This window comes from Arthrobacter sp. ISL-30, assembly GCF_018613855.1.
Lineage (GTDB): Bacteria > Actinomycetota > Actinomycetes > Actinomycetales > Micrococcaceae > Arthrobacter.
Genome location: NZ_JAGGPK010000026.1, coordinates 17,111 through 32,181, shown reverse-complemented (window position 1 = coordinate 32,181; position 15,071 = coordinate 17,111). Strand labels below are relative to the sequence as shown.

Sequence of the window (15,071 nt, the reverse complement as noted above, 5' to 3'; positions counted from 1 at the left end):
CCTTTCGGTGATTCAGGACGCAGCCACTGCCTGGAAGGAGGTTTGGGGAGCCGGCGGCGGCTGGGGGTAGAGCCTTGGTCTCAGAAGACTCTAACGCCGCCGGCTCCGTCCTGGGGGTGCCGCTGCCTGTCATGGCAGGGCACCGGTCGAGACCAGTACGTGGAACCCGGAGTGATTCAAGAACTAATTCAAGTCGAGGTGTCCTGTGAAAAGTGGGCCATAGGAAGTGATGCGCAAAGCTGGAGCACATCGGCCTGGGGCCGTTGCCAAATCCAGCTGGGGTAATACGCATCCTGAGACCTTCTTGCCCGTTTCAAGTTGACATATTCAGTCAACCGCGTGGCGGTCCGGCGCGCATCCGTAGCGCCTACTCGTCTTCAAAAGGGCCTTCGAGGGGGCTAGCTACGTAACGGTACTCACATGTTTCGGTCCACCCGGGAAGGACACTTGGCTGTACTCAGCTTGTTTGATTCAGTCGCCGCATTGACCATGGGGCGTAGCTGGAGCTACTCAGTTAACCGTTCAGGCAGGGGTGCGTACACCGTTCCCGGGAAATTCTTGTCGGGAATTCTTGTTGGGAAATTCTTGTTGGGAAATTCTTGTCCGGGGCTCAGAGCCCGGCAGCTCCACGCAGCTCCTCGCGACTCCGGATGCCCAGCTTGGCGTAACTGCGGTAAAGATGTCCTTCAACCGTCCGCACCGACACCATCAGCCGTTCTGCGATTTGGCGGTCAGTGAGCCCCTCGACGGCCAGCGTAACAATGTCCCTTTCCCTGCGCGTCAGCATGACGGCGGGTAGGGGTGCCGACTGGGATTCGGAGCCGGGCCGCTCCCCGAGCGCTCGCTCGCAGTGGTCACGCCGTGCCATTGCCTGCCTGGCACCAAGCCTGTCCCCGGCGGCTTCGTAAAGTCCGGCCGCACGGGCAAAACAATCCCTGGCAAGCCGCAGTGTGCCAAGGCCGTGGATGGTCTCCGCAGCGTCAAGGCAGTCAACGGGATCGACGATTGTGCGTGCAGACGCATAGAGGTTCCAGGCCTTGGCCCAGCGCCCCGCCATGCCGGCAGTCAGGTCCTCAATTGCTTGAGTTGCCTCCCCGCCGTCAAGCTCAAGCCAGAGGGACAATCCTTGAAGTTCGGTCGACGCCGGAAGAGCAGTCCCGCTCCGGGAGAGGATGTCACGGAGCTCAGCCAGGCCAGAGCCGCCTCTGACCAGTGCGTCCCGGGCCGCCGCAGTAAACATGTCCGCGAAGGCCGACGTCGTTTCAGTCCCCTGGCTGCCGAGCTCCGCCGACTGATCCAGCAGTCTTTGTGCCTGCTGAACCTCTCCGGACCTTGCCGCTGAATAGCTCGCGACTGCCAGGGCAGGGGCGAGGAGCTGCAGGGGATCATTCGTTCGCAACGCTTCTACGGCCGGCCGGAGGACGCTGAAGGACTGATCAAGGCGGCCTTGCCGGAACAAGGAAATTCCCCTCAAGTACTCGATGCTGCCGCCGAAGGTCAGCAACGCGGCACCAGCTGTCTCTTCATAGTCGGAGAGGAGCCTCTCGGCCTCCCGCCATTCACCGGCGTCCAACAGGGCGGAGGCACGCCGGAACATCAGGAATTCCGGAAAGAAGAACAGCTCCCCGGGATGGTTTCCCAAGTGCGCGCCTGCCTTCTCCAACGTGGCCTGCGCTGCTACAGGATCGCCCTGCGCACACTGGACATCGGACCGCATGGCCAGCAGGAACATCGCAAGCGAATCTGCTTCCGATCCCTCGGCTCCCCTCAGCAGCACTTCTTCCAGCTCGTCGAGGGCTGCCCCAAGAAGGCCAAACTCCCCGGCCAGGTCAAGGGCATACAAGCCCCGCACGGCCTCGTCGGTGCTCTCCCTCTGCAGGGCGGCGTCGCGAAGCACGGCAATATCGGACAAGGGCGGGTGGTGCCCCGGTCCAAGGCAATGCTGGATGTTCAGTTGCAGGAGGACTTCTCCTGCAGTGGCAGTAACCACACCACTGAAGTGACTCCCGGCCTCGATTGAGCGGAGCGCCTCAGTGTAGCGGCCGGCATTGAATTGGGCTCTCGCGGCGACGGACCGTGCCGCCGGGCGGAGGGCGCCGTCGTGGATCCGGGCTGCCAGGTTAACGGCGGCAATGTTCTGAAAACTCTGCGCCGCCTGCCGGGCCGCGCTGAGCAGCTGCCGCTCGGGCACGGTCATGCCTGCATCAAGCGACCAGCGAACCATCCTCAGCCTGGACGCCTCGGATGCCGGCTGGCGGTCGACGTAGCTGCTGAGCTGCTGGCGCAGCTGGAGGCTCCTGGAAGCGGAGACCATACTCCTGATCGCCTCGCCAAAGACCGGATACCGCAGGCAGAGATTCGTTTCGCCGTCGTCTTCCACCGCCACTAGTTGGCTCTCGACAAGTGCCTGGACCATGTCCGCCCCGGCTGTTGCTTCGAGGGCATTCAGGCCAACGGGCTCGGCGAGGGCGATCATCTTCAGCGCCTCCCGCTCCACGGACGTCCTGCGCAGGAGCTGGTTGCGCACCAGGTCTTTCAGTGCCGGGCCGTCAGCGGTGAGCCGCCCCGTGAGGAGCCACACGCCGTCTTTCCTGACAAGCACCCCTTCCTCGAGGGCATCCCGGATGAGGCAATTCAGGATGAGCGGATTGCCCTCCGATGCAGTCCAGAACATGTGGACGGTGCTTGCCAGGACTTGGGCTCCAAGCGTGTGTTCGATGATCTCGCCGATACTCTGCCGGGTTAACGGCTCCAGCTCAAAGCGCTCCGCCATGCTGTCGTACCACAGCTGCATCATGGCTGGCGGCAGTCCTGGGCGGGGCCGACAGGAAGCAACCACTTTCGCCCAGTTCGCTGTGATGAGATCGACGATCACGTTGGCCGTAGCCTCGTCCAGTTCGTGGGCATCATCCACGACCAGGAGCAGCGGCAGGTCCCTTCCTGCCCGTAGCCGTTCAAACTGGGCCCAGAATGCTCGAAGAATGGCGATCTGGGAATTGGTGGGATCATCGGGCAGGTCAACGAGGTAGGGAGCCAGCACCCCGTAGGGGACATTCGACAGGGATGGGCTGCCGTGCACCCGCATCACGATCATTTCGTCGGCAAGCGTTGACGCTATGCTCTCCGCGAGGACCGACTTACCCAAACCGGCCTCCGCCACGAGGAGGACGGCGCCGGTGGAACCACCGCGAAGGGCCCCGACGGCGGCGTCAATGTACTCTTTGCGGCCCACCAAGGGATGGGAACGGACAGGATTTACATCCGCCAGGCCGCGGGATCCGGCATCCATGCTTTTAGACGAGGCCAAGAAGATCACGCCGTGACGACACGCTCAATTTGGCGAACACCTGATAAAGGTGCCCCTCGACTGTCCGTACCGACACTCCGATGTCCCTGGCGATGTCCCGATTGGAAACACCATGGCCGGCAAGGCGGGCAATCTGCCTCTCCCGCTCCGTGAGGAGTGGAGCGTTTCCCTGCGGCACCAGCGGCAGCTCCGCGACCACCAGGGACAACTGCTCCAATCGGGCCTGGGCCTGACGCGAGATGGTGTATTCCGAGGTCAGCCTTGAGAAGTCCAGGGCGTGTGCAACGCATCGTGCTTCCATGGCATCCAGCTCCAGGCTGGCAGCGAGCTCGGCGGCCTCCATCATGGTCCGCGCATTGCGCTCCCGGCATCCCTTCGCCATGAGCCCGGACAGGCGGGCCAGCGGACCCTGCCGATGAGCCGCGACCTCAGCCATGAGGATGAAGTCTTCCTCGCGGCCGTTGACTGTGGCGCCTACGAGGCTGATGCCGGCCGTTGTATAGCGCTCGTGTGCTATGTCGTCGCGCGCCGATTGGATGAGCCGCTCCCGGGCTTCCGGCTCGCCCAGCCAACGGCGCGCCATATCCGCACAGAAGCCCGTGGCCCAGGATTCGATGTAGCTGGAGGGCCCGCCCGTCTTGTCCCCCAAGGCAAGGTACTTGTACGAGTTGGAGGAATCACCCATCTGGCTGTAGGCGAATGCTGTTGCCGCATAGGCCAGCGGAAGGAGGTTCATCACCGGCCGATGCTCAAGCTGGGCAACGGCCGCCAGCAGCGAATCCAGGGCCTTGGGCCCGCAACCGGAGAAGAGATTGGCCATCCCCCGGGCGAGATCCAAGGCAGCGCCACGGTACTGAAGTTTGTTGGGGGTCGCGACGGGTCCGGAAGCCAGCAGGCGCAGGCAACTGCGCCACTGCCCTGCTTGGAGCATCGCGCAGAAGGCGCGGAGCCGGAAGTGGTCCCAGAGTCCGGGAACATCAGGGGTCGAGCCGATCCGGTGGCTGGTCACTTCGCACAACCGAAGGGCATCCAGCTCACGGCCTGTGATTGCGTAGGCTTCGATCAGGAGAATCGAACAGTTGAGCCTGTGCCGGGAGTTTTCCCACGGGTTTTCGCGCTCGGCTTCTTCGAGCGAATGCACGATTTCGCTGTACTGTCCCATATGGGCCAGCTGGATGTACTCATCCAGTTCCAGCTGCTTCATCGCATCTTCGAGGCCGGCTGCCTGCTCGCCGCCTGACTCCTGCATGGCTTCCAGCCGGTCGCGGGCGTCGGCCAGGACCTGGGGTATTTCTTCGGACCGTCCGGGAACCCATCTGAGGACTTCGCAGCGGGCCGAAAAATAGCCGGCCAGCTCCAGGGCGGACAGTGCCTCGAGCTGCTCCGGGGCAACATCATCAAGTGCGGCAAGCGCCTGGTCATACTTGGCCAGCAGCCGGTAGGCCTCGGCCTTCTGCTGTTGTGCGCCTACCCATTGCACGCTGTCCCTGGGAACATCAGCCACGCACCTGAGGGCAAAATTCGGGTCAAAGTGCTGGATCCCCACAGCCGCGGCTGCCCGTGCGTGTGCCGGACCGAGTACCTCCTGGCACTCGTGTGTCCATGCGGCGTAGGCGAGAATATCCTCGGCTGTCATCTCCCAGAGCTCCGGCTCCGAGTCACCGAGCAGGAGGGACCGCAGCTTCCGCCGGCGCGGCACCGTCAGCCATCCACGAACGACGTCGGCAATGTACTGCAGCCGCAGCGAGGCCCAGCGCCGCTCACTGTCGTCTACGGCGAGGAGGCCGGAATCTTCCATGTCAGCGAGAGTCTTGGCGCTGAAGACAGTGGCCAGGCTCTGGAGGGGTACCCGGCGTGCGCAGGCCAGCATTTCGATGACATCACGCGTTTCCGGCTCTTCGCGGGCCCACCGGGACCTGACAATCTCTTCCAGTCCATGCCCTCCCTGCAGGACGATTTCGTCCAGGAGTGTCCAGACGGAACCCTCCAGGACCAGATTCCCGCACATCCTCTGTTCTGTTACCAGGGACTCCAGGAGCATCGGGTTACCGCCCGTGATGGCGTGCAGGGTACTGACCAGTGCGGTGGTGAGGCGATTGCCCAGCATTGCCGTCAGCACCTCGCCGGTCTGACGCCGAGTCAAGGTCTCAAGGCGGACCTCGGTCAGCCTGCCGTCCTGCAGCAGCCAGTTGAAGTCGGCCGGCAGTTCACTGGCGTGCGGTGCTATGGCGATGATGCGTGCGGCCCCTGTGACGAGGATATTCATCAGGACGCCCGTGCTCATGTCGTCGATGCCCACCGGGTTGTCTACAACGATAATCACGTCGCGGCCCCCGGCATCCTGCTGAATCATGGAGGTGATGCCCTGCAGGATCCCGGTGGGTGAGCCCAGGTACTTCTGCGGCAATCGGGCAAGCATAAAGCTGAAGCAGCTGTAGGGGGTGGAGGCTGACCCGGGCAATGTCCGTAGTTGAAGGATGAAGGGCTCGCTGCCCAGGGACGAAACAACCAACCGCCCCAAGGAAGTCTTACCGACGCCGTGCGCACCTGTGATGACTACTCCAAGGCAATCCGGCGTAGTCAGCGCGGTCCGGATTCGCTCCAGCTCGACGCTTCGCGCCACCTCGGACCATTTCAAATGACTTGGGGGCCTTGAGCCCCTGTACTCCGCCGGTTCCAATGCAACAGAAGCGTGACCCCAGCTTTGCGTCTTCCTAGACATTTGGCTTCCTTTGATACCTTGCGACGTAGGCAAAACCCCCGTCCTGCCGCCGCTGTACGAGTAGAGTACTACCTGCTTTTTGGAGTAAGTAGAGTAAGATGCGGCAGCCAAGCAATACTGAGCCAAAGCTGAGCTTAACTTGAGGTGACCCTGAAAAAGGGCCGGAAAATCAAGCCCTTGCGGGATGGAACTTCTGCTGAGCGGCAACGAGTCCGTGGTTCAGGAGCAGCTCCACGGCGTCCGCAGCCTCGTCGAGGAGGAAGGGTAATTCCTTCTTCTCGGCCGTAGCGAAGTCCCTCAGAACGAAGTCCGCGGTATCCATCCTGCCCGGCGGCCGGCCGACGCCCACGCGTACTCGCAAGTAGTCCTTCGTCGACAACGCCTTCGAAATATCGCGCAGGCCGTTGTGGCCGCCCTCGCCACCGCCGATCTTCAGCTTGACTGTGTTAAAGGGGATGTCGATCTCGTCGTGGACTGCTACCACGTGGTCAGGGGTGATCCCGTAGAAGTTGGCCAGCCCGGCAACCGGTCCGCCGGAGACATTCATGTAGGTTGCCGGCTTCGCCAGGACTACCCTCGGCCCGCCTATTCCCAGCCGTCCCTCCAGGACCTGTGCCCTCGCCTTGTGCAGCTTGAAGCTTCCTCCCACGCGGGAAGCGAGCTCGTCAAGCACCATCTGTCCCACATTGTGCCTGTTATTCCGGTAGTCGGGGCCGGGGTTGCCAAGGCCTACGATCAGCCAGGTATCAGTCATGAAAGCAATCCTAGGTTGTTGACGGACGGGGCACCCGGCAAAAGCAAGTGGCCGGACCCTTTCGGGACCCGGCCACTCGTGGGCTTCTGCGGTGCAGGAAGCCGTTGACTACTCTGCTGCTGCTTCGGCAGGAGCGGCGGCTTCGGCTTCTGCCTCTTCGGCACCTTCGGCGGCAACTGCCTCGGAGATGTTCACGATCAGCGTGTCGGCGTCGGTCAGCAGGGTGGAACCCTTCGGCAGCACGAGGTCGGAAGCGTGGACGTGTGCGCCGGCTTCGCGGCCTTCGATGTCGAACTCGACGGCGGTAGGCAGGTGGGTTGCCTCTGCCTCGAGGGAAATCGTGGTGGCTTCCTGGTTGACGACGGCGCCCGGAGCAACTTCACCGGTCAGGTGCACGGGGACGTCCACGGTGACCTTTTCGCCCTGGCGGACGGTCAGGAGGTCGATGTGCTCGATGATCTGCTTGATCGGGTCGCGCTGGATGTCCTTGACCAGGGCCAGGTGGCCTTCGCCGTTGATGTCCAGGGACAGCAGGGCGTTGGCGGTACGGACGGCCAGTGTGGTGGCGCGGCCGGGCAGGTTCACGTGAAGGGGCTCTGCACCGTGACCGTAGATGACGGCAGGGATCTGGCCTGCGGCGCGGGCGCGGCGGGCGAAGCCCTTGCCGAATTCGGTGCGCAGTTCTGCTGAGAGCTTCTGCTCAGACATGTTGTACTCCTTGATTTACTGTGGCGCCGCGCTCGAAGGCACAGGCGTGTTAATTCAGCAAGGGCGGAGGTCTGGAATGACCTTCTACGCCCGGCGGAGCGCGGCCGCCAGGGCAGCCGTTCCGCCTTCGTTGAAGGAGTTTTCAGACCCAGTCGATAACGGAGACCCGCAAACCGCTGTAACCGCGGATGTGCTCTCCCTCGCCAAGGTATCCCGAAGAGTCTACCAGCACGCTCCCTTTAGGAAGAAAACGAGGGAAGGGCCTCGAAAACCGTCAGGCCTTGCCGTCGAACAGGCTGGTGACGGAGCCGTCGTCGAACACCTCACGGATGGCGCGCGCAATAAGCGGCGCGATCGACAGCACGGTCAGCTGCCGGAAGCGCTTCTCCGGCGGGATCGGCAGGGTGTTGGTGACCACCACTTCACGGGCGCCGGATTCGGCCAGGCGCTGGGCTGCGGGGTCCGAAAGCACGGCGTGGGTGCAGGCGATGATGACGTCCTTGGCCCCTGCGTTCTTCAGGACCTGGACGGCACCGGAGATGGTTCCGCCGGTGTCGATCATGTCATCGATCAGAACGCAGGTACGGCCATCGATCTGGCCCACTACGGTCTTGGAAACAGCCTGGTTGGGGACAGTGAGGTCGCGCATCTTGTGCACGAAGGCCAGCGGGGCACCGCCAAGCCGTTCAGCCCACTGCTCGGCAACCCGCACGCGGCCGGTGTCCGGGGACACGACAGTGATGTTGTCAACGTCCACCTTGGTACGGATGTAGTCGGCCAGGAGGGGGATGGCCATGAGGTGGTCAACGGGGCCGTCGAAGAAGCCCTGGATCTGCGCGGTGTGCAGGTCCACGGACATGATGCGGTCCGCGCCGGCAGTCTTGTACAGGTCGGCGACGAGGCGGGCGGAAATCGGCTCGCGTCCACGGCCCTTCTTGTCCTGGCGGGAGTACGGGTAGAACGGGGAAACCACGGTGATCCGCTTGGCTGACGCACGCTTGAGCGAGTCGATCATGATCAGCTGTTCCATGAGCCAGTTGTTCAGCGGCGCCGGGTGCGCCTGAATGACAAAGGCGTCGGTGCCGCGGACACTTTCCGCCGAGCGGACGTAGATTTCCCCGTTAGCAAAGTCGTAGGCGTCGATGGGCAGGAGCTCGGTTTCCAGCTCCTTGGCGATTTCCTGCGCCAGCTCCGGATGTGCCCGTCCGGAGGCGAGAACCAGTTTCTTCTCGCCGTGTGCGGTAATTTCGCTCATTCCTATTTGCCCTCTTCTATGGTTGCCGTGGTGCTTGAGGATTCGGGGAACTGGTCATCCTGCGCAGAGCGCGCATCCAGTGCGGCCTGGGCGTACCTCGCGGACCCGGTGCCCTGGCGCTTGTCCAGGACCCAGCCCTCCAGGTTCCGCTGGGAGGCGAGCGACACGGCGAGGGCTCCGGGGGGAACGTCCTTGCGGATCACTGCTCCGGCGCCACTGTAGGCGCCGTCGCCTACCTCGACCGGCGCTACGAAGACCGTGTTGGAGCCCGTCCGGACACCCGAGCCGATCACCGTCCGGTGCTTCTTCTCGCCGTCGTAATTGGCAGTGATGTTGCCGCAGCCGATGTTGGTGTCTTCGCCGATTTCGGCGTCGCCGGCGTAGCCGAGGTGGGACAGCTTGGAGCCGCGGCCGATCGTGACGTTCTTGGTTTCGTAGAAGGCGCCGATCTTCCCCGTCTCCCCCAGCACCGTACCCGGACGAAGGTAGGTGAACGGACCCACGCTGGATCGCTCCCCGATAACGGCTCCGGAACCGTGGGTGCGGATCACCGTTGCACCCTCGCCTACGCTGACGTCGGTCAGGGTGGTGTCGGGTCCGACGACGGCGTCACGCGCCACCGTTGTGGCGCCGTGGAGCTGGGTATTCGGCAGGATGCGGACATCCTCGTCCAAGGTCACGGTGGAATCGATCCAGGTGGTCGCGGGATCGACGACGGTTACGCCTGCGCGCATCCATGCTTCAACTATGCGGCGGTTGTGTTCGGCGCCGAGAGCGGACAGCTGGACGCGGTCGTTGGCCCCTTCCACCTGCCAGCGGTCAGTGGTGACGACGGCGGATACCCGGCCTCCGGCGTCGCGCGCAAGGCTCAGCACGTCGGTGAGGTACTTCTCTCCCTGGACGTTATCCGTGGTGACCTGCTTCAAGGCGGTGCGCAGCACGGCGGCGTCGAAGGCGTAGATACCGGAGTTGATCTCGCGAATTTCGCGTTCCGCCTCGGAGGCGTCTTTGTGTTCGCGAATGCCTGTGACGGTTCCGTCCTCGGCGCGAAGGATCCTGCCGTAGCCGGTGGCGTCTTCCAGGACCGCCGTAAGGACGGTGACGGCGTTGCCCTCGGTTTCGTGCGCGGCAACCAGTTCTGCAAGCAGCGCGCCGGTGAGGAGCGGAACATCACCGTAGGTCACCACCACTGTTCCGGAGAGTTCGCCCTGGGAGTCCAGTTCCTCAAGGGCAACTTCCACTGCACGCCCTGTGCCGGGGACGTCGTCCTGGTCAACGATCACTGCTTTCGGATCGATCGCGGCCACATGGGTGGCAACGAGGTCACGTTCGTGGCGGACCACGAGGGCGAGCTGCCGCGGCTCGATGGCCCGGGCGGCCAACAGCGCGTGGGCCACCATCGAGCGGCCGCCGATTTCGTGAAGGATTTTGGGAGTCCGGGATTTCATTCGCGTACCGGCGCCTGCCGCGAGGACGATGACGGCGGCTGGGCCGGTATTGGCGGGGCTCACGTACGGGCTCTCCTTGCGTCGGTAGTCTCCGGGCGGGGGGACCCGGCTGTGGCAACAGCACGGTCAATCCTGTCGACTCAGCACTAACACTGTTCGGCTAGCACTATTCGCGGGACCGTCTGCAGTCTTCAGACCGTTCCGCCCATAGGATTCGAACCTATACTCCACGGCTCCAAAGGCCGGGGTGCTGCCATTACACCAGAGCGGACCGCGCACGCACGGTACCGCAGCCCAAGGGGCGGCGGCCGTCCGGTCAAGCCCGGGACGCGCACACAAGTATCTAGTTTGCCATGAGCCAGAACTGTTCGCGACTCGGCGGGAGCACCGCGGAGGCAAGGGGGCTGCCTGACCCTTATGCTTCGGACCGCAGTTCCGGTTCCTTCTGCAGGCCCGTCAGGCCGTTCCATGCCAGGTTTACCAAGTGGGCCGCTACTGCACGCTTGTCGGGCTGGCGGCTTTCCAGCCACCATTGGCCTGTCATGGCTACCATGCCCACGAGCATCTGTGCATACATGGCGCCGTCTGCCGTGCTAAAGCCGCGGCGGGAAAACTCGTCTGCGAGAAGGTGCTCCACACGGTCCGTGACGTGCGACAGCAGGGCGGAGAAGGCGCCCTCAGGCTGTGACGGCGGGGCGTCGCGTATGAGGATCCGGAAGCCGTCTGTCCGGTCCTCGATGTAGCCAAGGAGGGCAAGCGCGGCTCGTTCCACGAGGACCCGGGGCTTGGCCTCTGCTGCCAGGGACTCATTGATGGCATCGAGGAGGATTCGGAACTCAGACTCCACTACTCGCGTGTAGAGGCCCTCTTTGGAGCCAAAGTGCTCGTAAATGACGGGCTTGGAGACGCCCGCGGCGGCGGCAATCTCGTCGATGGTGGTTCCGTCCAGGCCCCGTGCGGCAAACAGCCCACGGCCGATTCCCATCAACTGGGAACGCCGCTGGCTCCCGGTCATCCGCGAGCGAACCACCTTTGCAGCCGGCGCAGTCTCCCCGGACGAAGGTTCACCTGAGTGCCGAGAAAGGCCTGCGCTGTCGCTCACTTGACTATCATGCCCTATATATCAATCCGCGCCCGGGCCGGACAAAGGCTCGAAGCCGCCTACTCGCCCAGAATTTCGGCAGCCTCAAGCCATTCAAGCTCCAGGCCCTCTTTTTCGTCCAGCACCGCCTGCAGCTTGCTGTTCAGCTCCCCCAGGGCGTCGAAGTCTCCGGACTCGGACTTGGCCGCCATGTCCTTGTGAATCTTTTCTTCCTGCTGGGAGAGCTTGCCCAATTGCCGTTCGATCCTGTTCAGGTCCTTGCGGGCTTCGCGCTTCTCGGCCTCGCTGGGGCCAGTCGCCTCTGCAGCCGCGCCGCCCGCCGTCGTCGACCCTGCTCCAGAGGAGTCCTGGCCGCCGATCGCGCCCGCGGCCAAAGCGGCCTCGCGCAGTTCGAGGTACTGGTCCACTCCGCCGGGCAGGCCGCGCAGCTTTCCGTCGCCCAGCAGTGCCATCTGGTGGTCGGTCACCCGCTCCAGGAGGTAGCGGTCGTGGCTGACCACTACCAGCGTGCCCGGCCAGCCGTCCAACACGTCTTCGACGGCGGCAAGCGTGTCGGTGTCGAGGTCGTTGGTGGGTTCGTCGAGCATCAGGACGTTGGGCTCCCCCACGAGGAGTCGCAGCAGCTGGAGCCGGCGGCGCTCTCCGCCTGACAGGTCGCTGACCGGCGTCCACTGCTTTTCCTTGCTGAAGCCGAGCTGCTCCACGAGCTGGCCGGCGGTGAACTCCTTGCCGCCCACGCTGAAGGAGCGCTTTTCGCGTTCGATGACTTCGATGACGCGAAGGTCGGACACCTCGTCCAGTTCCTTGACGTCCTGGCTCAGGACGGCTGTGACCACTGTCTTTCCGCGCTTGACCTTGCCGGCGGAGGGAGTGATCTCTCCGTTCAGGAGCCTCAGGAGCGTGGATTTGCCGGCCCCGTTCACGCCCACGAGTCCCAGCCGTTCGCCGGGCGCGAGCCTGAGGGTGATGTTGTTGAACAGCTTCTGTCCTGCCTCGCCGCCTTCGAAGTCCAGCGTGACGTTCTCAAGGTCAAGGACGTCCTTGCCGAGGCGGGCCGTTGCCATCTTGCTAAGGGCCACGGCGTCCCGCGGCTCGGGGACGTCGGCGATCAGCTCGTTTGCGGCCTCGATCCGGAATTTCGGTTTGGCCGTTCGGGCAGGCGCTCCGCGGCGAAGCCAGGCAAGTTCCTTCTTCACGAGCTGCTGCCGCTTGCCCTCAACGACGGCGGCCATGCGGTCGCGTTCGGCGCGGGCCAGGACGTAGGCCGCGTAGCCGCCGTCGAACGGGTCAACCATCGCGTCGTGGACTTCCCAGGTCCGGTTGCAGACTTCGTCCAGGAACCAGCGGTCGTGGGTGACAACGAGGAACGCGCCCTGGTTGGCACGCCAGCGGGTCTTCAGGTGCCGCGCGAGCCAGGCCACACCCTCGACGTCGAGGTGGTTGGTTGGTTCGTCGAGCATGATGACGTCGTGGTCTTCGATCAGGAGCTTTGCCAGCGCGACGCGGCGCTTCTGTCCGCCGGACAGGGCATGGACATTGGCGTGCCAGTCGACGTCGCCGACGAGCCCGCCCATGATCTCGCGGATCTTGGGATTGGCTGCCCATTCGTGGTCCGCCCGGTCGCCCACTATCGCCGAGCCAACGGTCAGATCACCGTCGAGCACGTCGGACTGGTCCAGGTACCCGACGTTGACGTCCCCTCGCTTGGTTACCCGACCGGAGTCGGGGGTGGAGTGGAGGGCCAGGAGGCGCATCAAGGTGGACTTGCCGTCGCCGTTTCGGCCGACCATGCCAATCCTGTCGCCGTCCTCCAGTCCGAGGGTCACGCCGTCGAGGATGGTACGGGTTGCGAAGGAGACCGTGAGGTTCTCACCGCCGAGCAGGTGGGCCAAGGGGTACTACTTTCTACTGCAGGAGTGCGTGGAGCTATTAAAGGAGGGTATCGGAGATGATCCGTGCCCCGGGAACCGGACCGTGCACGGCGAGGGCGTTATGGCCCAGGTGGCGCAACTCCTCGGCAAGGCCGTCCGCCGATTCCGGGCTATGGGCAAGCAGCGCGATGGTGGGGCCGGAGCCGGAGACGAGCCCTGCCAGGGCGCCGCAGGATTCCCCCATGCCGATGACGTCGCGAAGCTGCGGCGCGAGGTCGATGGAGGCGCGCTGAAGATCGTTGACGAGGACCCGGCTCAGCGCATCGGGGTCGCCGCTGCGAAGGGCTTGCAGGATCTTGGGATCCACTGCGCTCGGCTCCTGGGCAGTCACGCCCTCGGCCTCACGGAGACGATCGAGGGTCCGGAACACTTCGGGGGTGGACAGTCCGTAGTCCGCGCACACGAGCACCCAGTCCATCTGCGCCTTGGCCAGTGCCGGCGACAATTCGTCTCCCACTCCGAGTCCTACTGCTGTTCCGCCAAGAAGGGAGAAGGGAACGTCGGCGCCGAGTTCGGCGGCGAGGTGGGCAAGTTCTTCCCGCGAAAGGCCACTGTTCCACAGGGCGTCGCAGGCCAGGAGGGTGGCGGCGGCGTCAGCCGAGCCCCCGCCCATGCCTCCGGCCACGGGAACGCGCTTGGTGATTTCCAGGTGGACCCCGGTTGGTTTCTCGGAGACGTCGGCCATGATGGCCGCGGCACGATAGGCCAGGTTCCGCTCGTCAAGGGGAATGTCGACGCCGTCGAGGTCAAGCGCGCTGTCCGGGCTGATGCTGACGCTGATGCCGCCGTTCTCTGTGCTGGTTGCTGCGACTTCCTCGTAAAGCGACACAGCCAGGTACACGCTGGCAACGGAGTGATACCCGTCAGGGCGGAGTGGCCCTACGTTCAGTGAGACGTTGACCTTTCCCGGGGCCTTGACCCTCACGGTCCTCGCGGCGAACCGCCCTCTCACTGCATTCATCAGGAGGTTTCCGGATGACGGGCTTCGGCGATGCGGACATAGCCGGAAATGTCCAGCACTTCACCGCGGGCGGTGGGATCTATTCCGGCGGCCACGAGACATCGCTCCGCTTCAGCCGCGCTGCCGGCCCAGGAGGCCAGTGCTGCGCGAAGAGTCTTGCGACGCTGGGCGAACGCGGCGTCAATAACGGCAAAGACCTGTTCCCGTGTGGCGTGGGTTGCGGGAGGATCCTGCCTGGTAAAGGCCACCAGTCCGGAATGGATCTTCGGCGCCGGCCAGAACACATTCATGCCGATGACACCTGCCTTGCGCATGGTCCCGTACCAGGCTGCCTTCACAGAAGGAACGCCGTAGATCTTCGAGCCGGGTTTGGCCGCAAGCCTGTCCGCAACCTCGTCCTGCACCATGACCAGTCCGTGCTGCAGGCCGGGAAAATGCTGGAGAAGGTGCAGAACCACCGGAACTGCCACGTTGTAGGGCAGGTTGGCCACAAGGGCAGTCGGCTCCACGGGGAGCTCCATGACCTTCATCGCATCGGACAGGACCAGATGGAAGCGGTCCTCCGCGTCCGGACGCCACCGGCGGACGGTCTCCGGCAGCTTCGCCGCAAGCACGGGATCGATCTCGACGGCTACGACCGACTTGGCGGCATCCAGGAGGCCCAGGGTGAGGGAGCCGAGGCCCGGACCGACTTCCAGGACGGTCTCGGAGGGATCGATTCCCGCAGCGGCCACAATCCTGCGGATCGTGTTTCCGTCGATGACGAAGTTCTGGCCAAGCGTCTTGGTGGGACGTACACCGATTTCTTCGGCGAGCCGCCTGATGTCTGCCGCTCCCAGGAGGGGTGCGACGGCGGCAGGGTCGGAGTTCGGTTCAGTCACCT

Annotated in this window: 10 protein-coding genes and 1 tRNA gene; all 11 read right to left on the bottom strand. The window is 64.1% G+C overall.

What is annotated here, in order from left to right; genetic code table 11:
- Nucleotides 1–610: 610 nt before the first annotated feature.
- The 11 genes from J7E82_RS11070 to rsmA all read right to left on the bottom strand — a co-directional run bounded on the left by J7E82_RS11070 (nucleotide 611) and on the right by rsmA (nucleotide 15,069).
- Nucleotides 611–3,289 carry a LuxR C-terminal-related transcriptional regulator gene (locus J7E82_RS11070; protein ID WP_214862663.1) on the bottom strand — a complete coding sequence of 893 codons (2,679 nt, stop codon included), beginning with the start codon at nucleotides 3,287–3,289 and terminating at the stop codon, nucleotides 611–613.
- 4 nt (nucleotides 3,290–3,293) lie between these two features.
- Entirely contained in the window at nucleotides 3,294–6,029 is a 2,736-nt protein-coding gene (locus J7E82_RS11065; RefSeq protein WP_214862662.1) for a LuxR family transcriptional regulator, read from the bottom strand.
- 169 nt (nucleotides 6,030–6,198) lie between these two features.
- Nucleotides 6,199–6,783 carry an aminoacyl-tRNA hydrolase gene (gene pth, locus J7E82_RS11060; RefSeq protein ID WP_214862661.1) on the bottom strand — a complete coding sequence of 195 codons (585 nt, stop codon included), beginning with the start codon at nucleotides 6,781–6,783 and terminating at the stop codon, nucleotides 6,199–6,201.
- Between the two features lie 108 nt (nucleotides 6,784–6,891).
- Nucleotides 6,892–7,491 (bottom strand): 50S ribosomal protein L25/general stress protein Ctc, encoded by a 600-nt coding sequence (locus tag J7E82_RS11055; protein ID WP_214862660.1) that lies wholly within the window; start codon nucleotides 7,489–7,491, stop codon nucleotides 6,892–6,894.
- Nucleotides 7,492–7,765: 274 nt separating this feature from the next.
- Complete coding sequence (locus J7E82_RS11050; protein WP_214862659.1) at nucleotides 7,766–8,746, bottom strand: ribose-phosphate diphosphokinase; 981 nt, start codon at nucleotides 8,744–8,746, stop codon at nucleotides 7,766–7,768.
- 2 nt (nucleotides 8,747–8,748) lie between these two features.
- Nucleotides 8,749–10,257, bottom strand: a complete 1,509-nt coding sequence (glmU, locus tag J7E82_RS11045; RefSeq protein ID WP_214862658.1) for a bifunctional UDP-N-acetylglucosamine diphosphorylase/glucosamine-1-phosphate N-acetyltransferase GlmU — start codon at nucleotides 10,255–10,257, stop codon at nucleotides 8,749–8,751.
- Between the two features lie 136 nt (nucleotides 10,258–10,393).
- Nucleotides 10,394–10,465 (bottom strand) — tRNA-Gln (locus J7E82_RS11040).
- A 144-nt stretch (nucleotides 10,466–10,609) separates the two neighbouring features.
- Nucleotides 10,610–11,209 carry a TetR/AcrR family transcriptional regulator gene (locus tag J7E82_RS11035; protein WP_214862657.1) on the bottom strand — a complete coding sequence of 200 codons (600 nt, stop codon included), beginning with the start codon at nucleotides 11,207–11,209 and terminating at the stop codon, nucleotides 10,610–10,612.
- A gap of 146 nt (nucleotides 11,210–11,355) precedes the next feature.
- The gene (locus J7E82_RS11030) at nucleotides 11,356–13,188 is read right to left on the bottom strand and encodes an ABC-F family ATP-binding cassette domain-containing protein (RefSeq protein ID WP_214862656.1); all 1,833 of its coding nucleotides are present in this window, start codon (nucleotides 13,186–13,188) and stop codon (nucleotides 11,356–11,358) included.
- A 37-nt stretch (nucleotides 13,189–13,225) separates the two neighbouring features.
- Nucleotides 13,226–14,188 (bottom strand): 4-(cytidine 5'-diphospho)-2-C-methyl-D-erythritol kinase, encoded by a 963-nt coding sequence (locus J7E82_RS11025; protein WP_214862655.1) that lies wholly within the window; start codon nucleotides 14,186–14,188, stop codon nucleotides 13,226–13,228.
- Nucleotides 14,188–15,069 (bottom strand): 16S rRNA (adenine(1518)-N(6)/adenine(1519)-N(6))-dimethyltransferase RsmA, encoded by an 882-nt coding sequence (gene rsmA, locus J7E82_RS11020; RefSeq protein WP_214862654.1) that lies wholly within the window; start codon nucleotides 15,067–15,069, stop codon nucleotides 14,188–14,190. The genes J7E82_RS11025 and rsmA overlap by 1 nt, the downstream gene beginning before the upstream one ends.
- Between the last annotated feature and the right edge of the window lie 2 nt (nucleotides 15,070–15,071).

Bases quoted from the DNA above. Each gene is read 5' to 3' on its own strand.
- J7E82_RS11070 (WP_214862663.1), bottom strand. From the start codon at position 3,289: ATGGATGCCGGATCCCGCGGCCTGGCGGATGTAAATCCTGTCCGTTCC.
- J7E82_RS11065 (WP_214862662.1), bottom strand. From the start codon at position 6,029: ATGTCTAGGAAGACGCAAAGCTGGGGTCACGCTTCTGTTGCATTGGAA.
- pth (WP_214862661.1), bottom strand. From the start codon at position 6,783: ATGACTGATACCTGGCTGATCGTAGGCCTTGGCAACCCCGGCCCCGAC.
- J7E82_RS11055 (WP_214862660.1), bottom strand. From the start codon at position 7,491: ATGTCTGAGCAGAAGCTCTCAGCAGAACTGCGCACCGAATTCGGCAAG.
- J7E82_RS11050 (WP_214862659.1), bottom strand. From the start codon at position 8,746: ATGAGCGAAATTACCGCACACGGCGAGAAGAAACTGGTTCTCGCCTCC.
- J7E82_RS11035 (WP_214862657.1), bottom strand. From the start codon at position 11,209: ATGACCGGGAGCCAGCGGCGTTCCCAGTTGATGGGAATCGGCCGTGGG.
- J7E82_RS11025 (WP_214862655.1), bottom strand. From the start codon at position 14,188: ATGAATGCAGTGAGAGGGCGGTTCGCCGCGAGGACCGTGAGGGTCAAG.